The 19,656-nt window shown below is 58.2% G+C and carries 19 protein-coding genes; 12 read left to right on the forward strand and 7 right to left on the reverse strand.

Annotated elements, in window-relative coordinates; all coding sequences use genetic code 11:
* The first annotated feature begins 245 nt into the window (after nt 1-245).
* The 5 genes from lldP to trmL all read left to right on the forward strand — a co-directional run bounded on the left by lldP (nt 246) and on the right by trmL (nt 5,895).
* Nucleotides 246-1,901, forward strand: coding sequence for an L-lactate permease (gene lldP, locus IM271_RS15305; protein WP_045630254.1), 1,656 nt, complete (start codon nt 246-248; stop codon nt 1,899-1,901).
* A complete protein-coding gene (gene lldR, locus IM271_RS15310) occupies nt 1,898-2,671 on the forward strand; it encodes a transcriptional regulator LldR (protein ID WP_048958482.1) in 774 nt (257 codons plus the stop codon). The genes lldP and lldR overlap by 4 nt, the downstream gene beginning before the upstream one ends.
* On the forward strand, nt 2,668-3,855 hold the full coding sequence (gene lldD, locus IM271_RS15315) for a quinone-dependent L-lactate dehydrogenase (RefSeq protein WP_045630252.1): 1,188 nt from the start codon (nt 2,668-2,670) through the stop codon (nt 3,853-3,855). The genes lldR and lldD overlap by 4 nt, the downstream gene beginning before the upstream one ends.
* Nucleotides 3,856-4,035: 180 nt before the next feature.
* Nucleotides 4,036-5,376, forward strand: coding sequence for an aromatic acid/H+ symport family MFS transporter (locus IM271_RS15320; RefSeq protein ID WP_193052824.1), 1,341 nt, complete (start codon nt 4,036-4,038; stop codon nt 5,374-5,376).
* A 45-nt stretch (nt 5,377-5,421) separates the two neighbouring features.
* Nucleotides 5,422-5,895, forward strand: a complete 474-nt coding sequence (trmL, locus tag IM271_RS15325; RefSeq protein WP_028015039.1) for a tRNA (uridine(34)/cytosine(34)/5-carboxymethylaminomethyluridine(34)-2'-O)-methyltransferase TrmL — start codon at nt 5,422-5,424, stop codon at nt 5,893-5,895.
* On the opposite strand, the gene cysE is transcribed toward trmL, so the two are convergent.
* The 5 genes from cysE to IM271_RS15350 all read right to left on the reverse strand — a co-directional run bounded on the left by cysE (nt 5,892) and on the right by IM271_RS15350 (nt 9,001).
* Nucleotides 5,892-6,713 (reverse strand): serine O-acetyltransferase, encoded by an 822-nt coding sequence (gene cysE, locus IM271_RS15330; protein WP_008502718.1) that lies wholly within the window; start codon nt 6,711-6,713, stop codon nt 5,892-5,894. The two genes, trmL and cysE, sit on opposite strands and share 4 nt — an antisense overlap.
* Before the next feature lie 74 nt (nt 6,714-6,787).
* Nucleotides 6,788-7,807: an NAD(P)H-dependent glycerol-3-phosphate dehydrogenase gene (gene gpsA / locus IM271_RS15335; protein ID WP_045630251.1), complete on the reverse strand. Its 1,020-nt coding sequence runs from the start codon at nt 7,805-7,807 to the stop codon at nt 6,788-6,790.
* The gene (gene secB / locus IM271_RS15340) at nt 7,807-8,274 is read right to left on the reverse strand and encodes a protein-export chaperone SecB (protein WP_003860835.1); all 468 of its coding nucleotides are present in this window, start codon (nt 8,272-8,274) and stop codon (nt 7,807-7,809) included. Before secB ends, gpsA begins: the two co-directional genes overlap by 1 nt.
* Before the next feature lie 32 nt (nt 8,275-8,306).
* Nucleotides 8,307-8,558 (reverse strand): glutaredoxin 3, encoded by a 252-nt coding sequence (gene grxC, locus IM271_RS15345; RefSeq protein ID WP_028015037.1) that lies wholly within the window; start codon nt 8,556-8,558, stop codon nt 8,307-8,309.
* 11 nt (nt 8,559-8,569) lie between these two features.
* On the reverse strand, nt 8,570-9,001 hold the full coding sequence (locus tag IM271_RS15350) for a rhodanese-like domain-containing protein (protein WP_014882007.1): 432 nt from the start codon (nt 8,999-9,001) through the stop codon (nt 8,570-8,572).
* 246 nt (nt 9,002-9,247) lie between these two features.
* Here IM271_RS15350 and gpmM point away from each other — a divergent pair, with 246 nt between their 5' ends.
* Genes gpmM through IM271_RS15375 form a run of 5 tightly spaced genes read left to right on the forward strand, consistent with a single transcriptional unit; the run spans nt 9,248 to nt 15,195 of the window.
* Nucleotides 9,248-10,792 carry a 2,3-bisphosphoglycerate-independent phosphoglycerate mutase gene (gene gpmM / locus IM271_RS15355; RefSeq protein ID WP_192971817.1) on the forward strand — a complete coding sequence of 515 codons (1,545 nt, stop codon included), beginning with the start codon at nt 9,248-9,250 and terminating at the stop codon, nt 10,790-10,792.
* Between the two features lie 33 nt (nt 10,793-10,825).
* Nucleotides 10,826-12,085 (forward strand): murein hydrolase activator EnvC, encoded by a 1,260-nt coding sequence (gene envC, locus IM271_RS15360; RefSeq protein ID WP_231940812.1) that lies wholly within the window; start codon nt 10,826-10,828, stop codon nt 12,083-12,085.
* Nucleotides 12,086-12,088: 3 nt separating this feature from the next.
* A complete protein-coding gene (locus IM271_RS15365; protein ID WP_045630248.1) occupies nt 12,089-13,039 on the forward strand; it encodes a divergent polysaccharide deacetylase family protein in 951 nt (316 codons plus the stop codon).
* 20 nt (nt 13,040-13,059) lie between these two features.
* Nucleotides 13,060-14,265 carry a glycosyltransferase gene (locus tag IM271_RS15370; RefSeq protein ID WP_192987372.1) on the forward strand — a complete coding sequence of 402 codons (1,206 nt, stop codon included), beginning with the start codon at nt 13,060-13,062 and terminating at the stop codon, nt 14,263-14,265.
* 15 nt (nt 14,266-14,280) lie between these two features.
* Nucleotides 14,281-15,195, forward strand: coding sequence for a hypothetical protein (locus tag IM271_RS15375; RefSeq protein WP_045260055.1), 915 nt, complete (start codon nt 14,281-14,283; stop codon nt 15,193-15,195).
* A gap of 26 nt (nt 15,196-15,221) precedes the next feature.
* Here IM271_RS15375 and tdh read toward each other — a convergent pair whose 3' ends face one another.
* Complete coding sequence (tdh, locus tag IM271_RS15380; RefSeq protein WP_063155201.1) at nt 15,222-16,250, reverse strand: L-threonine 3-dehydrogenase; 1,029 nt, start codon at nt 16,248-16,250, stop codon at nt 15,222-15,224.
* Nucleotides 16,251-16,259: 9 nt separating this feature from the next.
* Nucleotides 16,260-17,456 (reverse strand): glycine C-acetyltransferase, encoded by a 1,197-nt coding sequence (gene kbl, locus IM271_RS15385; RefSeq protein ID WP_045260056.1) that lies wholly within the window; start codon nt 17,454-17,456, stop codon nt 16,260-16,262.
* Nucleotides 17,457-17,671: 215 nt separating this feature from the next.
* On the opposite strand from kbl, the gene rfaD reads away from it, so the two are divergent.
* Nucleotides 17,672-18,604, forward strand: a complete 933-nt coding sequence (gene rfaD, locus IM271_RS15390; RefSeq protein WP_041911658.1) for an ADP-glyceromanno-heptose 6-epimerase — start codon at nt 17,672-17,674, stop codon at nt 18,602-18,604.
* Between the two features lie 2 nt (nt 18,605-18,606).
* Entirely contained in the window at nt 18,607-19,653 is a 1,047-nt protein-coding gene (rfaF, locus tag IM271_RS15395; RefSeq protein ID WP_063437266.1) for an ADP-heptose--LPS heptosyltransferase RfaF, read from the forward strand.
* Nucleotides 19,654-19,656 lie beyond the last annotated feature (3 nt).

Raw genomic sequence — 19,656 nt, forward strand, 5'->3', positions numbered from 1 at the left:
CCCGGCCTACTCTTTTCCCCTTCGCGTGAATTGGTCCAACCAATAGCGCATTTAATCCTCCCCCGGTTCACAATTCCATCATTTCCGCTCACAAAACCATTGCCACTCCATAACATCTGGTTAACCATTCATTGTCATTAACCCTACAACACAATATTGGCAGGACCACTTTTACACAGTTTGTGACGCAGAGTTGAGCGGAGACTCACCCGCAGCACAGGCTGTCTGGTCCCCAGGAGACCTGCATGAGCCTCTGGCAACAAAACTACGACCCGGCCGGCAATATCTGGCTGTCGAGCCTGATCGCATCGCTACCGATCCTGTTCTTCTTCTTTGCGCTGATTAAGCTCAAGCTGAAGGGCTACCTCGCCGCGACGTATACCGTTGCCATCGCCCTGCTGGTGGCGCTGTTCTTCTACAAGATGCCGGTCGACCGCGCGCTGGCCTCCGTTGTCTACGGTTTCTTCTACGGCCTGTGGCCGATTGCGTGGATCATCATCGCCGCGGTCTTTGTCTATAAAATCTCGGTAAAGACCGGGCAGTTCGACATCATTCGTTCGTCGATTCTCTCCATCACCCCGGACCAGCGCTTGCAGATGCTGATTGTCGGCTTCTCCTTCGGGGCGTTCCTTGAAGGCGCGGCAGGATTCGGCGCACCGGTGGCGATCACCGCCGCGCTGCTGGTCGGGTTGGGCTTTAACCCGCTCTACGCCGCTGGCCTGTGCCTGATTGTGAACACCGCACCGGTGGCGTTTGGCGCGATGGGGATTCCGATTCTGGTGGCCGGACAGGTGACCGGGCTGGACAGCTTTGAGATCGGCCAGATGGTTGGCCGCCAGCTGCCGTTCCTGACCATTATCGTGCTGTTCTGGATCATGGCGATTATGGACGGCTGGCGCGGCGTGAAGGAGACCTGGCCTGCGGTGATGGTGGCAGGCGGCTCGTTCGCGATTGCCCAGTACCTCAGCTCGAACTTCCTTGGCCCGGAGCTGCCGGACATCATCTCTTCGCTGGTGTCGCTGGTCTGTCTGACGCTGTTCCTGAAACGCTGGCAGCCGGTGCGCATCTTCCGCTTTGCCGACATGGGCGCGTCGCATGTGGATCAGACCCTCGCCCGCACGGGCTATACCGCAGGACAGATCGTCCGCGCCTGGTCGCCGTTCCTGTTCCTGACCGCTACCGTGACGCTGTGGAGCATACCGCCGTTTAAAGCGCTGTTCGCTCCCGGCGGCGCGCTGTACGACATGGTGATTAACATCTCCGTGCCGTTCCTCGACAAGATGGTTGCCCGTATGCCGCCGGTCGTGCACGACGCCACCCCGTATGCGGCAGTGTTTAAGTTTGACTGGTTCTCCGCCACCGGTACGGCCATCCTGTTTGCGGCACTCCTTTCCGTGGTGTGGCTGCGCATGAAGCCTGCCGCCGCGGTACAGACTTTTGCGGCGACGATTAAAGAGCTGATGCTGCCGATCTACTCCATCGGCATGGTGCTGGCGTTCGCGTTTATCTCGAACTACTCCGGCCTGTCGTCGACGCTGGCGTTAGCGCTGGCCCACACCGGACACGCGTTCACCTTCTTCTCGCCGTTCCTCGGCTGGCTGGGGGTGTTCCTGACGGGTTCAGATACCTCGTCTAACGCCCTGTTTGCCGCCCTGCAGGCGACGGCTGCGCAGCAGATTGGCGTGTCGGACGTGCTGCTGGTCGCCGCGAACACCACCGGCGGCGTGACCGGCAAAATGATCTCCCCGCAGTCCATCGCCATTGCCTGTGCGGCGGTGGGACTGGTGGGCAAAGAGTCGGACCTGTTCCGCTTTACCGTGAAACACAGCCTGATATTCACCTGCATGGTCGGGGTGATCACCACCCTGCAGGCCTATGTCTTAACCTGGATGATCCCATGATAGTGATGCCCAGACGCCTGTCCGACGAGATTGCCTCTCGCGTGCGGGCGCTGATTGAAGAACAACAGCTGGAAGCGGGCATGAAATTGCCCGCCGAGCGCCAGCTTGCCGCCCGGCTTGGCGTATCGCGTAACTCACTTCGCGAGGCGCTGGCGACGCTGGTCAGCGAAGGCGTACTGGTGAGCCGTCGCGGCGGCGGCACCTTTGTGCGCTGGCAGCATGATGACTGGTCCGAGCAAAACATCGTTCAGCCGCTGAAGACGCTGCTGGAAAACGACCCGGACTACAGCTTCGACATTCTTGAAGCGCGTCACGCCATCGAAACCAGTACCGCATGGCACGCAGCGATGCGGGCAACAGAAGCCGACAAAGAGAAGCTCAAAGCCTGCTTCGAAGCCACGCTAAGCAGCGACCCGGACATCGCCTCCCAGGCGGACGTGCGTTTCCATCTGGCAATCGCCGAGGCGTCGCACAATGTGGTGCTGCTCCAGACCATGCGCGGGTTCTTCGACCTGCTGCAATCCTCCGTGAAGCAGAGCCGCCAGCGCATGTATCTGGTCCCGCCGGTCTTTGCCCAGCTGACCGAACAGCACGAGGCGGTGCTCAACGCCATTCTGGCCGGCGATGCCGAAGCCGCGCGCAAAGCGATGATGGCGCATCTCGGCTTCGTGCACACCACCATTAAACGATTTGATGAAGACCAGGCCCGACAGGCGCGAATTACCCGTCTGCCTGGCGAAAGTGATATTTCCAGGGAGAACAAAGCATGATTATTTCAGCAGCCAGTGACTACCGCGCCGCGGCGCAGCGCATTTTGCCGCCGTTCCTGTTCCACTACATCGACGGTGGGGCGTATGCCGAATACACCCTGCGCCGCAACGTGGAGGATCTGTCAGAAGTGGCCCTGCGCCAGCGCGTGCTGAAGAATATGTCTGACCTGAGCCTTGAGACGAAGCTGTTTAACGAAACGCTCTCCATGCCCGTCGCGCTCGCGCCCGTCGGCTTATGCGGCATGTACGCCCGCCGGGGCGAAGTGCAGGCCGCCGCCGCGGCAGATGCTAAAGGCATTCCGTTTACCCTCTCTACCGTGTCCGTCTGCCCGATTGAAGAAGTCGCGCCGACCCTCAAGCGCCCGATGTGGTTCCAGCTGTACGTCCTGCGCGATCGCGGCTTTATGCGTAACGCCCTGGAGCGCGCCAAAGCGGCAGGCTGCTCAACGCTGGTCTTTACCGTTGATATGCCCACGCCCGGCGCGCGCTACCGTGATGCCCACTCCGGCATGAGCGGCCCGAACGCCGCGATGCGCCGCTACTGGCAGGCGGTAACGCATCCACAGTGGGCGTGGGACGTCGGCCTGAACGGCCGTCCACACGATCTGGGGAACATCTCGGCCTACCTTGGCAAACCGACCGGGCTGGAGGATTACATCGGCTGGCTGGCGAACAACTTCGATCCGTCGATCTCGTGGAAAGACCTGGAGTGGATCCGCGAGTTCTGGGATGGCCCGATGGTGATCAAAGGGATCCTCGATCCGGAAGATGCCCGCGACGCGGTGCGTTTTGGCGCGGATGGAATTGTGGTCTCTAACCACGGCGGACGTCAGCTCGACGGCGTGCTCTCTTCCGCCCGCGCCCTGCCGGCCATTGCCGATGCGGTGAAAGGCGATATTGCCATTCTGGCCGACAGCGGCATCCGCAACGGGCTGGACGTAGTGCGCATGATTGCGCTGGGTGCCGACAGCGTGCTGCTGGGCCGCGCATATCTTTACGCCCTGGCGACGGCCGGTCAGGCGGGCGTGGCAAACCTGCTGAACCTGATCGAGAAAGAGATGAAGGTGGCGATGACCCTGACCGGCGCGAAGTCGATCAGTGAAATCAGCAAGGATTCGCTGGTTCAGGAGCTGAGTAAACTGCCGGCGGCGCTGGCTCCGCTGTCACATGGCGACGCGGCCTGATCCTCTCCCGTTACCCCACCTTTCCCATGCGTCCGATTTCCCCCTCGGGCGCTTTTTTTGTCGAAAATAACACCTGCGTAACATTCTGGATAAGAAAATTTGACACATCCCTCCCGTTCGCAATTGTATAGACAAGCAAATACAAGAACACAAAAACAACATCACATCGGAGGGGAGCGTATGACCTATTCAGGTAAGGTGGATATTCAGCAGGTGATCGACGAGAGTCCTTTTTCAGGGTTTCACTGGCTTCTTATCGTGCTGGGCTTTCTGGTTCTGGCGATCGATGGTTTTGATACGGCAGCGATGGGCTACATCGCGCCTACGCTGTCGGCGGAGTGGGGAATACACAAACAGGATTTGGGGCCGGTGCTGAGTGCGGCGCTGCTGGGGCTGTCGCTGGGAGCCCTTATTGCAGGTCCGGTATCGGACCGGATGGGACGCAAGCGCGTGCTGGTCTTTTCGTGCCTGTTCTTCGGCCTGGCGAGCCTGGGGACGGCCTGGGCGCAAAGCCTGAATACCCTGACGCTCTGGCGCTTTCTGACGGGTCTCGGGCTCGGCGCCGCCATGCCAAACGCCATCACGCTGATCTCAGAGTTCGCCCCCCAGCGCTGCCGCGCAATGGCGATTAATACCATGTACTGCGGCTTCCCTCTGGGCGCTGCGGGCGGCGGCGCGATCTCTTCCTGGTTTATTCCCCACCACGGTTGGCGAAGCGTGCTGTTGACCGGCGCGATTGCGCCGCTGATTTTAACCGTGCTGCTGGCGCTGCTGCTGCCGGAATCGGTGAAGTTTCTGGTGCAGCGCGGGAAAGACGTCGCGCAGGTTCGCCGCATTGCCAGCCGGTTCAGCCGCAGCACGCTGGAGAGCGTTACAGGCTTTTTCCTGGCGGAAGAGAAAGCCGCGTCTAAAAAAGGAAGCGTGGGGCAGCTGTTTTCCATGCCCTGGCTACCCGGCACCCTGATGCTGTGGGTGACTTATTTTATGGGGCTGGTGATTTACTACGTCCTGCTTAGCTGGATGCCGACGCTGATGCAGGGGATGGGTTATGCCCTGGCGGAATCCGCCTGGCTCACCTCGCTGTTTACCTTCGGCGGCACCGCAGGCATTCTGCTCGCGGGCTGGATGATGGACCGCTGGGAAGCGCACAAGGTGGTCGCAGGTGGTTTTGTGCTGACGATGGGCCTGATTCTTTTGCTTGGCCTTGAGCATAACCATATCGCCCTGTTTGGCGGGCTGATTTTCCTGATGGGGATCGCGATGAACGGCGCGCAGTCGGGCATGCAAACCCTCGCGGCCACCTTTTACCCTACCGAGTGCCGCGCGACGGGCATCGCCTGGATGCAGGGGATCGGCCGCTTTGGCGGCGTGGCGGGCACCATGACCAGCGCCCAGCTTCTTTCCATGCAGTGGCAGGCAGACAGTATTTTAATGATCCTCAGCGTACCCGCCCTGCTGGCCGCGGCGGCAACTGTCTTCAAAATGCTGTACAGCCGCTCGCAGGAACCCGGCGTCGCGTAGTTCCTCTCTTTTCTGCTATTCTGCCCCCGCAATTAAGGGGGCAGCATGCTTAACATCGTTTTATTCGAACCAGAAATTCCGCCGAACACCGGCAATATCATCCGCCTGTGCGCCAACACCGGTTTTCGTCTGCACATCATTGAGCCGATGGGCTTTACGTGGGACGACAAACGCCTGCGCCGCGCGGGGCTGGATTACCATGAATTTACCGCCGTGGTTCGCCATCACGATTACGCCGCGTTTCTGGAAGCAGAGAAGCCGCAGCGCATGTTCGCCCTGACCACCAAAGGCACGCCAGCGCACAGCGCCGTGAGCTATCAGGAGGGTGACTATCTGATGTTTGGCCCGGAAACCCGCGGCCTGCCGGCCACGATCCTGGATGCCCTGCCCGCCGAGCAGAAAATCCGTATTCCGATGATGCCGGACAGCCGCAGCATGAACCTGTCGAACGCGGTGTCGGTGGTGGTGTATGAAGCCTGGCGCCAGCTGGGTTACCCGGGCGCCATTCTCAGAAGTTAAATGCCGTCACCATACTCGAAGGTATGGTGAATGCCGTTGAAGTGCTGATCCATATCCATCGAGGGCTTATCGCTGTCTGGCTTACCAACGATGCGCGCCGGTACGCCAGCGGCGGTGGTGTGCGGCGGCACGGGCTGGAGCACAACCGACCCCGCGCCAATCTTCGCGCCGCGCCCGACTTCGATATTGCCGAGAATTTTAGCCCCCGCGCCAATCATCACCCCTTCACGAATTTTCGGATGGCGATCGCCGCTGGTTTTCCCGGTACCGCCCAGGGTAACCGACTGCAGGATCGAGACGTCGTCTTCAATCACCGCCGTTTCCCCGACAACGATCCCGGTGGCGTGGTCGAGCATGATCCCGCGGCCAATCTTTGCCGCCGGGTGAATATCAACCTGAAACGTCACGGAAACCTGGTTTTGCAGGAAGATCGCCAGCGCGCGGCGGCCTTCATTCCACAGCCAGTGGCCAATGCGGTACGCCTGCAGAGCGTGGAAGCCTTTCAGGTAGAGAAGTGGCGTAGAATATTTATCCACCGCCGGGTCACGCGTGCGCACGGCCTGGATATCACAGGCGGCAGAGGCGATCATTTCCGGGTCGGCGGCGTAGGCCTCTTCCACTACCTCACGAATGGCGATAGCAGGCATGATGGAAGAAGCCAGCTTGTTGGCAAGCATATAGCTCAGCGCGCTGCCGAGATTTTCGTGCTTGAGTAGCGTCGCGTGATAGAAACTGGCCAGCATAGGCTCACAGTCGGCCAGCGCCCGGGCTTCGGCTTTAATGTTATTCCAGACGATATCCAGTTCTTCACACGGCATTGCTTACTCCAGACGATAGTTAATGACCAGCCAGTTCTGCGCTGGCTGGGTCATTCAGGTGACAACGGTTCCGACTAGTTACTGCTGCGCTCGTCCTTGCGCGCACGACCTAATAGGGTCAATGCTGCCTCGCGCGCATTTTTTCCGCAATACAATACCTGATAAATTTCCTCGGTTATTGGCATTTCGACACCAAAACGGTGCGCCAACTCGCGGACTTCTTTGGTATTGCGGTAGCCTTCCACCACCTGTCCAATCTTCTCTTGCGCGCTTTTTACATCGCTGCCCTGTCCGAGCATCATGCCAAAGCGGCGGTTACGCGACTGGTTATCGGTACAGGTCAGCACCAGATCCCCCAGCCCAGCCATACCCATAAAGGTGGCCGGATCGGCACCCAGCGCTTCGCCCAGACGGGACATCTCGGTTAAGCCGCGGGTAATCAACGCCGTACGCGCGTTGGCGCCAAAGCCAATACCGTCAGACATCCCGGCCCCGATGGCAATCACGTTCTTCACCGCGCCACCCAGCTGCACGCCGATAAAATCGGGGTTGCTGTAGACGCGGAAGCTCTTGCCGCAGTGCAGCAGTTGCTGGAGATCGTCGGAGAAGGCCTGATCGGTGGATGCCAGCGAGATCGCCGTCGGCAGGCCCGCAGCCAGCTCTTTGGCAAAGGTCGGCCCGGAGATGACCGCCAGCGGGATCTCATCCCCCAGCGCTTCGCGGGCAACGTCCTGCAGCAGACGTCCGGTTTCCGCTTCCAGCCCTTTGGTCGCCCAGACGATACGCGCATCCGGGCGCATCAGCGGCTTGATCTGATTCAGCACGTCGCCAAAGACATGGCTTGGCACCACAATCAAAATGTTGCGGCTGGCCGCCAGCGCGGTTGCAAGATCGCTTTCCAGGTGCAGGGTGTCAGGGAACGGAACGTCCGGGAGAAACGCCACATTGCAACGGTCGCGCTGCAGCGTGGCGATATGTTTTGGATCGTGGCCCCACAGGACCACGTCGTGACCATTTCTTGCCAGCGTGATGGCAAGAGCGGTGCCGTATGAGCCGGCACCGATCACAGTCATTGACGCATTAACAGTGCTCATCAGGCATCCTGATGTTGTTCGGCACCTTCGCCAGCCTGCTGCTGCAGATAGTTCATGAACAGCGCATCAAAGTTCACTGGCGCAAGGTTCAGTTGCGGGAATGTACCGCGAGAAACCAGGCTGGTGATGCATTCACGGGCATACGGGAACAGGATGTTCGGGCAGTATGCACCCAGGCAATGCGCCATCTGGTTGCCTTCGATGCCGCCGATGGAGAAGATACCGCCCTGCTGTACTTCGCACAGGAATGCAGTTTCTTCGCCCAGAGAGGCGGTCACGGTCACACGCAGTACGACTTCATACACGTCATCCGCCAGCTGGGTGGATGCGGTATCCAGATCAAGTTTAACCTCTGGCTGCCAGTCTTTCTGGAAAACGTGCGGCGCATTTGGCGCTTCGAAAGAGACATCCTTGGTGTAGATACGCTGGATCTGGAAAGTCATTTCGGTGTTGTTTTGTTCTGACATGGAAATACCCTTTTTAATTGTCCTAAAGTCTCTTAGCTCAGCAGCGGATCGAGTCCACCACGGGCGTCGAGCGCATACAAGTCATCACAGCCGCCAATGTGCTGCGCATCAATAAAAATCTGCGGAACCGTCGTACGACCACTACGTTGGATCATCTCTTCGCGTTTGATCGCGTCACCGTCAATCGGCAGTTCCTGGAACGTGACGCCTTTGCTGCTCAGCAGCGCTTTCGCACGGTGGCAGAACGGGCACGTCGCTTTGGTGTAGATCTCAATATTGGCCATGACTGAACTCCTTATTTACCGCGAACCAAAGGAAGATTTTCCCCGCTCCAGCCGGAAATCCCTTCTTTCAGTACCGTTACGTTTTCGAAGCCCGCTTTGTAAAGCGCGCTGGCAGATTCCTGCGCCTGCATACCGGTCGCATCCACAACGATAATGGGCTGGGCTTTGTGTTTCTCAAGCTCACCAACGTTGTTGGCTTTGATTTCAGCTGGCAACAGGTTGATTGCGCCGGCAATGTGACCTTTACGGAAATCGTCACGCTGACGCAGATCGACAACGACGGCATCTTCTTTGTTAATCAGACGCGTCGCTTCACCACGGGTGATAACCTTAATCTTAGACGTCAGGCTCTTAAATGTGGTGAACAGCACAGCAGCCAGCAGGCCAATCCACGCGATGCTCAGTACCGGATGGCGGCTAACGAATTGCATAATTTCTTGCATGGAGGGTAACTACTCCCGACTAAGTGATAAAAAAACCAGGACAGGAGTATACCTGTGCGTTCTGGCAAATACAGCCAGCGACCATAACCTAATCCATTTTCTGCGGCATGCCACCTAAAAAAATGCCTCAAAATGGTCCGGTCAGCATCTTGCCCCCGCGTTTTCTTTGATCTTCTGCGGCTATTTGATCGATTCAGCTGTAGTAAAATTACGCAAATTTTGACTCTTGAGCATGAGGTTATTGCAATGTCGGTTTCTAAAAAACCTATGGTACTGGTGATTCTGGATGGCTATGGCTACCGTGAAGATAGCCAGGATAACGCTATTTTCAACGCAAAAACCCCGGTCATGGATGCACTGTGGGCAAAACGTCCGCATACCCTGATTGACGCATCCGGTCTGGAAGTGGGCCTGCCGGATCGCCAGATGGGCAACTCCGAAGTTGGCCACGTTAACCTCGGCGCGGGTCGTATCGTGTATCAGGATCTGACCCGTCTGGACGTCGAAATCAAAGAACGCACCTTCTTCGCTAACCCGGTTCTCTGCGGTGCGGTAGATAAAGCCGTTGCGGCAGGTAAAGCGGTGCACATCATGGGTCTGCTCTCCGCAGGCGGCGTGCACAGCCACGAAGATCACATCATGGCGATGGTTGAACTGGCCGCTGAACGCGGTGCGGAAAAAATCTACCTGCACGCCTTCCTGGACGGTCGCGACACGCCACCGCGCAGCGCAGAAGGGTCCCTGAAAGCTTTCGAAGACAAATTCACTGCGCTGGGCAAAGGCCGCGTGGCCTCCATCATTGGCCGTTACTACGCTATGGACCGCGACAACCGCTGGGATCGCGTTGAACAGGCCTATGACCTGATGACCCTGGCAAAAGGGGAATTCCAGTTCCCGACTGCGGTTGAAGCACTTGAAGCCGCTTACGCGCGTGATGAAAACGATGAATTCGTAAAAGCGTCCGTGATTCGCGCGGAAGGCCAGGCCGATGCCGCAATGGAAGATGGCGACGCGCTGATCTTCATGAACTTCCGCGCTGACCGCGCGCGCGAAATCACCCGTGCGTTCGTCAACAGCGACTTCGACGGTTTCGCCCGTAAAAAAGTGGTGAACATCGACTTCATCCAGCTGACCGAATACGCGGCAGATATCAAAGCGCCGTGCGCTTACCCACCAGCCTCGCTGGCTAACACCTTCGGCGAGTGGATGGCGAAGAACGACAAAACCCAGCTGCGTATCTCCGAAACTGAGAAGTATGCGCACGTGACCTTCTTCTTTAACGGCGGCGTTGAAGAGCCGTTCAAAGGCGAAGAGCGCATTCTGATCAACTCGCCGAAAGTTGCGACTTACGATCTGCAGCCAGAGATGAGCTCTGCGGAATTGACTGAAAAACTGGTCGCGGCCATCGAAAGCGGCAAGTACGACACCATCATTTGTAACTACCCGAACGGCGACATGGTCGGCCATACCGGCGTAATGGAAGCGGCAGTGAAGGCGGTTGAAGCGCTGGACCACTGCGTTGAGCAGGTTGCGAAAGCGGTTGAGTCCGTTGGCGGCCAGCTGCTGATCACCGCTGACCACGGTAACGCCGAGCAGATGCGCGACCCGGCAACCGGTCAGGCGCACACCGCCCATACCAACCTGCCTGTTCCACTGATTTATGTGGGTGATAAATCACTGAAAGCAGTAGAAGGCGGCAAGCTTTCCGACATCGCGCCAACCATGTTGTCGCTGATGGGTATGCCGATCCCTGAAGAGATGACTGGTAAGCCGCTGTTCATCGTGGAATAATCGCTCCCCATGAGGGGAAAGGCGATTTTTTCAATCACATGGGTCGTGAAGCCGCTTAGGCTATCAGTCAGACCTCTGCTTTGCGCCAGCGCACTCAGCGCTGGCGTATTGCTGTGCGCCGCATCCGCCCACGCGGATGACCGCGACCAGCTGAAATCCATTCAGGCCGATATCGCCGCCAAAGAGCGTGCGGTACGCCAGCAGCAACAGCAGCGCGCCACCCTGCTCGCCCAGCTTAAGCAGCAGGAAGAGGCCATCTCCGCTGCCGCACGTAAACTCCGTGAAACGCAAAACACCCTCACCCAGTTGAACAAACAGATCGACGAGATGAATGCGTCGATTGCCAAACTGGAGCGCCAGCGTGACGCGCAGGAGCGCAACCTCGCAGCACAGCTGGATGCCGCATTCCGCCAGGGTGAGCATACCGGACTCCAGCTGATCCTCAGCGGTGAAGAGAGCCAGCGCGGCCAGCGTCTGCAGGCCTATTTCGGCTATCTGAACCAGGCGCGTCAGGAGACCATTGCACAGCTGAAGCAGACGCGTGAAGAGGTTTCCACCCAAAAAGCGGAGCTGGAAGAGAAGCAGAGCCAGCAGCAGACGTTGCTCTACGAACAAAAAGCGCAGCAGGCGAAACTTGAGCAGGCCCGTAACGAACGCAAGAAAACGCTGTCGGGTCTTGAGTCCTCCATTCAGGCAGGACAGAGCCAGCTGAGCGAAATGCGCGCCAACGAATCAAAACTGCGTAACAGCATTGCCCGTGCGGAAGCCGCAGCGAAGGCGCGCGCCGAAAAAGAGGCCCGCGAGGCGCAGGCGGTTCGCGACAAGCAGCAGGAAGCCTCCCGCAAAGGGACCACCTACAAGCCAAGCGAAAGCGAACGCTCCCTGATGTCGCGTACCGGCGGTCTGGGTTCCCCGCGCGGTCAGGCCTACTGGCCCGTTCGCGGCACTATTCTGCATCGCTATGGCGAACAGCTGCAGGGTGAGCTACGTTGGAAAGGGATCGTTATCGGTGCGTCTGAAGGTAGCGAAGTGAAAGCCATCGCCGATGGCCGCGTGATCCTGGCCGACTGGCTGCAGGGTTACGGGCTGGTGGTGGTGGTCGAACACGGTAAAGGCGACATGAGTCTTTACGGCTACAACCAGAGCGCGCTGGTCAGCGTCGGCACCCAGGTGCGCGCCGGCCAACCCATCGCCCTTGTGGGCAGCAGTGGCGGTCAGGGCCGCCCGTCACTCTATTTCGAAATTCGTCGTCAGGGTCAGGCGGTCAATCCACAGCCGTGGTTGGGAAGATAAGTTTTGCTTCAATTTCGTCGAATGGTTCTCTCCGTCGTCAGCGCACTGGCGCTGGCTGCACCGGTATATGCAGGTAAACTCGCCATCGTGATTGATGACTTCGGTTATCGACCACACTATGAAAATCAGGTGCTGGCGATGCCGTCAGCCATCTCCGTCGCCGTCCTGCCGAATGCGCCTCACGCGCATGAAATGGCGACCAAAGCGCACAATAGCGGCCACCAGGTCCTCATCCATCTTCCGATGGCACCGCTCAGCAAGCAGCCGCTGGAAAAAGACACCCTGCGCCCGGATATGAGCAGCGATGAGATCGAACGCATCATCCGCGACGCCTACAACAAGGTGCCGTATGCCGTGGGTCTGAACAACCATATGGGTAGCGCGATGACCTCCAGCCTGTACGGTATGCTGAAGGTGATGCAGGCGCTGGAGCGTTACAATCTCTATTTCCTCGACAGCATGACCATTGGCAACAGCCAGGCGATGCGTGCCGCTCAGGGTACGGGTGTGAAGGTCATTAAGCGTAAAGTCTTCCTGGACGACTCCCAGAACGAAGCGGATATCCGCGTGCAGTTCAACCGCGCGGTACAGCTGGCGCGCCGTAACGGTTCGGCGATTGCCATCGGGCACCCGCATCCGTCTACCGTTCGCGTTTTGCAGCAAATGCTGCCGACCTTACCCGCCGATATCACCCTGGTACGCCCGAGCGATCTGCTCAATGAACCGCAGGTTGACACGTCTCGTCCGGAAAGCGCTCAACCTCCGGCAACGCAGCCGCGTAATCCGTTCCGCGGCGTGAAGAACTGCGCGCTGAAAAAGCCGCTCGAGCCGGTGCATGCAACCCGCTTCTTTGCGGTCATCAGCGAAAGCGTGGGCCAAAGTACGCTGGTGCAGTACTTCCAGCACCAGTGGCAGGGATGGGGTAAAAAAGTCTCAGCGAACCAATCCCAGTGACAGGCGATTAAGGTAGAAAGATGCCACAGCGACACAAAATTCTGCTCCTCGATACCGGTAAAGAGTGGGGAGGAGGCACCAACAGCATGCTCGAGCTTCTGAAGCGGATTAACCGCGAGAAGTTCGATATTACCTGTTGTTTTTACAGTGATTACAGCCGGGCCGAAGGACAAACCATCGGCCAGGTGTTGAACGGCATTGGCATCCCGTTAATTGTCATTCCGCAGCAAAAGCAGCCCGGATGGGCGAAGGTTGCGAAAGAGCTGGGCCGCAGCCTGCTATTTTTCTCGCGCAGCGCCCGCAAGGTATTTACCCGACATATTGATACGCTCTGGCGCATCCGGCCCAACGTCAGCAAGATCGAGACGATTTTCAGGGAAGGCGGTTTCGATACGCTGTACATGAACAATCAGCCGGGCTCTAACGAAGAGGGTTATCTGGCGGGCGCGAACCTGCATGCGCGGATAATTCAGCATTGCCGGATTGAACCGGTGCTGACCCCGCCGCTGGTGAAGCTGGTGAATGCCCACGCCACAAAAATCATCGCGGTTTCGCACGGCGTTGAACGCGTGTTGCTTCAGCATGGCGTCCGGCCCGAACTGTGTACGACTGTCAATAATGCCATCGACATCCACCAGCCTTTACCTGACCGACGCGCCATGCGCCAGCGTCTGAACATCGATGACGACACCTTTGTGTTCGGCAGCATTGGGTCGCTTATCCCTCGCAAGTCCAACCACCATACTCTGGAGGCGCTTGCAAAGTTCAGCCAGAAGCACCCGCAGGCGAAATGGAAAATGGTGCTGGTCGGCGAAGGTGCTGAACGCGGCGCGCTGACGGCGCAGGCTGACGCGCTGGGGATTGCTGAGCACATCATTTTTACCGGTTTCCAGAACACGCCTTTTGACTATCTCGCCACCTTTGATGCGTTTATTCTGGCTTCGAAGAGCGAAGGTTTGCCCCGCGTCGTGCTGGAGGCAATGTTGCTGAATATTCCGGTGATTGGCTCAAAGGTAACCGGCACGGCAGAATTGATCGACCATGAGTCGACCGGGCTGCTGTTCCCGTGGAGCGATGTGTCGCAACTTGCTCAACATCTGGATAATATCTGGCAGGATCCTGCTCTGCGCGCCCGGCTCGCCGCAGCCGCGCACCAGAATGTCTGCAACGTGTATGCCATTGAAAGCTATGTTAACGGTGTCGAGGCCGTTCTTGGCGCGCAATAACCAAACGAGAAGAACATGTTTAAATTCCTGAATGCTCGCTACCGCCACATTACCGGGCGTCATAACATTCCTTACGCTTCCCTTCCGGTCACGCGCGATCTCGTTGCGGTTGATTCCATCGTGATCCCTTGTACGGGCGCGGATTTCGTCGAAGAGGCGTTATTGTCAGCGACCTTTGCAGAGCGTTACGCCACCGACGTCAGCGAGATTGTTATCGTCAGCGATCAGCCTGAATCCGCTTTTGGCGAGCTTCCGCCAAAAACCCGCGTTGTGACCCTCACGCTGCCAAAACGTGAAGAGGGGTACCGCTATAAGCAGATCTACCTCAGCCGTCTGGTGAAGCTTAACGCTCCGCTTCAGGCGCGCGGTGAAGGGGTGCTGATGATTGACTCCGATCTCAACCTGCTGAAGATGCCCCAGATCAACATGGCGGATATGCACATCTACTCCAGCTTCCGTCAGGGCAAAATGATTGCCAAGCTGGACGGCGCCCCCGCAGAAAAAGTGCCGGCATATTACAAAGAAACGGTGCGCCCGTATCTGGTCGATCACGTTAACGGCGCGTTTCTTGCCGCAACCAAAAAGACCTGGCGTCGCATCTGCCCGCTGTGGCTGACGCTGTTCCAGGATACCTGGGAACTGATGGACGACACGCAGCCGCCGACCGATCAGCTGCCGCTCGCCGCGCTGCTGGACATGCTGGATGTTAAAACGGTTAACCTGGGCGACTGGATGAACTGGCCGGTCTCCAAGAAGATCGGCGGTCAGGAAGCCGTTGTGCCGAAAGAGGTGATTGGCGCGCACGGGGGTTTCCCGCTTTCCGAATGGCAGAAGTATCTGGAATCGCCGGATAACAAATTGCTGTTCAAAGGGCAGGACTATACCCGCAAGGTGCGCTACCTGACGGACGAAGAGAAAAAGAATCAGTAAAAAAGGGGCCTGAGGCCCCTTTTTGTTTACTTATCCCAGCTCAGGATCACTTTCCCTGACTGGCCGGAACGCATCGCGTCGAAGCCCTGCTGGAACTCATCGATGGAGAAACGGTGAGTGATAATCGGGGACAGATCCAGGCCGGACTGGATCAGCGCTGCCATCTTGTACCAGGTTTCGAACATCTCGCGGCCATAGATGCCCTTGATGAACAGCCCTTTGAAGATGACTTTGTTCCAGTCGATGGACATTTCTGACGGCGGAATGCCCAGCATCGCGATACGGCCACCGTGGTTCATGGTGTCCAGCATGGTGCGGAACGCCGGCGGCGCGCCGGACATCTCCAGGCCGACATCAAAGCCTTCGGTCATACCCAACTCTTCCATCACGTCGGTCAGGCTCTCTTTCGAGACATCCACCGCGCGGGTGACGCCCATTTTGCGCGCCAGCGACAGGCGGTATTCATTCACGTCGGTGATCACCACGTTGCGCGCACCCACGTGCTTCGCCACGGCTGCCGCCATAATGCCGATTGGGCCGGCGCCGGAAACCAGCACGTCTTCACCTACCAGGTCGAAGGAGAGCGCGGTGTGTACCGCATTGCCGAACGGGTCGAAGATGGAGGCCAAATCGTCAGAGATATTGTCCGGGATTTTGAAGGCGTTAAACGCCGGGATCACCAGGTATTCCGCGAAGCAGCCCGGACGGTTTACGCCCACGCCGACGGTGTTGCGGCACAGGTGGGTGCGACCGCCACGGCAGTTGCGGCAGTGACCGCAGGTAATATGGCCTTCACCAGAGACGCGATCGCCAATGCTAAAGCCTTTGACTTCCTGGCCGATGCCGACCACTTCACCAACATATTCGTGACCGACAACCATTGGGACAGGAATGGTTTTTTGCGACCACTGATCCCAGTTGTAGATGTGAACGTCAGTACCGCAGATGGCGGTTTTACGAATTTTGATCAGCAGATCGTTATGACCGACTTCCGGCTCCGGCACGTCGGTCATCCAAATCCCTTCTTCCGCTTTCAGTTTGGATAACGCTTTCATCACACGTCCTCAGGCAATTACGCCCAGCTGTTTGCCGATGCGGGTAAAGGCTTCCACCGCACGCTCAATTTGTTCAGGCGAATGCGCCGCAGACATCTGGGTGCGGATACGCGCCTGACCTTTTGGTACCACCGGGAAGAAGAACCCGGTGACGTAAATCCCTTCTTTCTGCAGCTCACGGGCAAACTGCTGCGCCACAACTGCGTCGCCCAGCATCACCGGAATGATCGCGTGATCAGCGCCGGCCAGGGTGAACCCTGCGGCGCTCATTTTTTCGCGGAACAGACGGGCGTTTGCCCACAGGCGGTCGCGCAGCTCGGCGCCGGACTCCACCATCTCCAGCACTTTGATGGAGGCGGCCACAATGGCCGGCGCCAGGGAGTTGGAGAACAGGTACGGACGGGAGCGCTGACGCAGCCACTCAACCACCTCTTTACGCGCAGCGGTATAACCGCCAGACGCGCCGCCGAGCGCTTTGCCCAGCGTACCGGTGATGATGTCCACGCGTCCCATCACGTCACAGTATTCGTGGGAGCCGCGGCCGTTTTCGCCGACAAAACCGACCGCGTGGGAGTCATCGACCATCACCAGCGCGTCGTATTTATCCGCCAGGTCGCACACGCCCTTCAGGTTGGCGATCACGCCGTCCATGGAGAACACGCCGTCGGTCGCGATCAGTACGTGGCGAGCCCCCGCTTCGCGTGCCTCTTTGAGCCGCGCTTCCAGCTCAACCATGTCGTTGTTGGCGTAGCGGAAACGCTTCGCTTTACACAGGCGAACACCGTCGATGATGGAGGCGTGGTTCAGGGCGTCGGAGATAATCGCATCTTCTGCGCCGAGCAGGGTTTCAAACAGACCGCCGTTGGCGTCGAAGCAGGAGGAGTACAGAATCGCGTCTTCCATTCCGAGGAAGTTTGCCAGCTTTTGCTCAAGCTGCTTGTGGCTATCCTGGGTGCCGCAGATGAAGCGCACGGAGGCCATGCCGAAGCCGTGGGTGTCCATGCCGTTTTTCGCGGCGGCAATCAGCTCAGGGTGATTCGCAAGACCTAAGTAGTTGTTCGCGCAAAAGTTGATCACATGGCTGCCGTCGGCAACGGTGATGTCCGCCTGCTGGGCAGACGTGATAATACGCTCTTCTTTGAACAACCCTTCCGCACGAGCGGTGTCGAGGTCGCTGTTTAACTGTTTGTAAAAATCACCACGCATTGCAATTCTCCAGACTCGGCAAATTTTGGCACATATTACCCAAACCTATAGTTCATGACGAGATGACGCCGTATCTCTTCTCGTTTTTGCAGCATAAATCACGTGTACCCCTGCTGCATATCGGTGAATGGCTGAAGACCGGGCATTGTGATGATATGATATGAATATTAGCGTCCGGGATTGTCCCCGGGCTCAACACTTCAAAGGTTACAGTTATGATCATCGTTACCGGCGGCGCGGGCTTTATCGGCAGCAACATTATCAAGGCTCTCAATGATAAGGGCATCACCGACATTCTGGTGGTGGACAACCTGAAAGACGGCACCAAGTTCGTTAACCTGGTGGATCTGAACATCGCTGACTACATGGATAAAGAAGACTTCCTTATCCAGATTATGGCGGGTGAAGAGTTCGGCGAGATCGAAGCCATCTTCCACGAAGGCGCGTGCTCTTCCACCACCGAGTGGGACGGCAAGTACATGATGGATAACAACTATCAGTACTCTAAAGAGATCCTGCACTACTGCCTGGAGCGTGAAATTCCGTTCCTGTATGCCTCTTCCGCGGCAACCTACGGCGGGCGCACCTCGGACTTCATCGAATCCCGCGAATACGAGCAGCCGCTGAACGTCTACGGCTACTCCAAGTTCCTGTTTGACGAGTACGTGCGTCAGATCCTGCCGGAAGCGAACTCACAGATCGTCGGCTTCCGCTACTTCAACGTCTATGGGCCGCGCGAAGGCCACAAAGGCAGCATGGCGAGCGTAGCGTTCCACCTGAACACCCAGCTGAATAACGGTGAAAGTCCAAAACTGTTCGAAGGCAGCGACGGCTTCAAGCGTGACTTCGTCTACGTAGGCGACGTTGCAGCCGTAAACCTGTGGTTCCTGGAAAACGGCGTCTCCGGCATTTTCAACCTGGGCACGGGCCGCGCGGAATCCTTCCAGGCGGTGGCAGACGCGACGCTGGCATACCATAAGAAAGGCAGCATCGAGTACATTCCGTTCCCGGATAAGCTGAAAGGCCGCTACCAGGCGTTCACGCAGGCCGACCTGACCAACCTGCGCGCAGCAGGTTATGACAAGCCGTTCAAGACCGTTGCCGAAGGCGTAACGGAATATATGGCCTGGCTGAACCGCGACGCATAAGTATGAAGATTCTGGTGATCGGCCCGTCATGGGTGGGCGACATGATGATGTCGCAAAGTCTCTATCGCACGCTCAAGGCGCGTTATCCCCAGGCGATAATCGACGTGATGGCACCCGCCTGGTGCCGTCCGCTGTTATCGCGTATGCCGGAAGTAAACGAGGCGATCCCGATGCCGCTCGGCCACGGGGCGCTGGAAATCGGTGAACGCCGCAAACTCGGTCATAGCCTCCGCGAGAAGCGCTATGACCGTGCGTACGTGCTGCCAAACTCCTTTAAATCCGCCCTTGTGCCCTTCTTTGCGGGCATTCCGCACCGTACCGGCTGGCGCGGCGAAATGCGCTACGGTCTGCTGAACGACGCGCGGGTGCTGGATAAAGCGGCCTGGCCGCTGATGGTGGAGCGCTACGTGGCGCTGGCCTACGACAAAGGGGTGATGCGCAGCGCGAAAGATCTGCCGCAGCCGCTGCTGTGGCCGCAGCTTCAGGTGAACGAGGGGGAGAAATCCCACACCTGCAACGCGTTTGGCCTTTCGTCCGAACGCCCAATGATTGGCTTCTGCCCCGGCGCAGAATTTGGCCCGGCTAAACGCTGGCCGCACTACCACTACGCCGAACTGGCGAAACAGCTGATCGACGAGGGCTACCAGATTGTGCTGTTTGGCTCGGCGAAGGATCACGAGGCGGGCAACGAAATTCTTGCCACGCTGAGCACCGAGCAACAGGCCTGGTGCCGCAACCTGGCTGGAGAAACGCAGCTTGAGCAGGCCGTTATCCTGATTGCCGCCTGTAAGGCCGTGGTCAGCAATGACTCTGGCCTGATGCACGTCGCCGCCGCGCTGGAGCGTCCGCTGGTTGCGCTGTATGGCCCAAGCAGCCCGGACTTCACGCCGCCGCTGTCGCACAAAGCGCGCGTAATCCGTTTGATCACCGGCTACCACAAGGTACGCAAAGGCGATGCCGCTGAAGGTTACCATCAGAGCCTGATCGACATAACGCCGCAGCGCGTTCTCGAAGAGCTCAACGAACTGCTGTTGAGCGAAGAAGGATAACGG

This window comes from Enterobacter cloacae complex sp. I3 (assembly GCF_014896175.1).
Classification (GTDB): domain Bacteria; phylum Pseudomonadota; class Gammaproteobacteria; order Enterobacterales; family Enterobacteriaceae; genus Enterobacter; species Enterobacter bugandensis.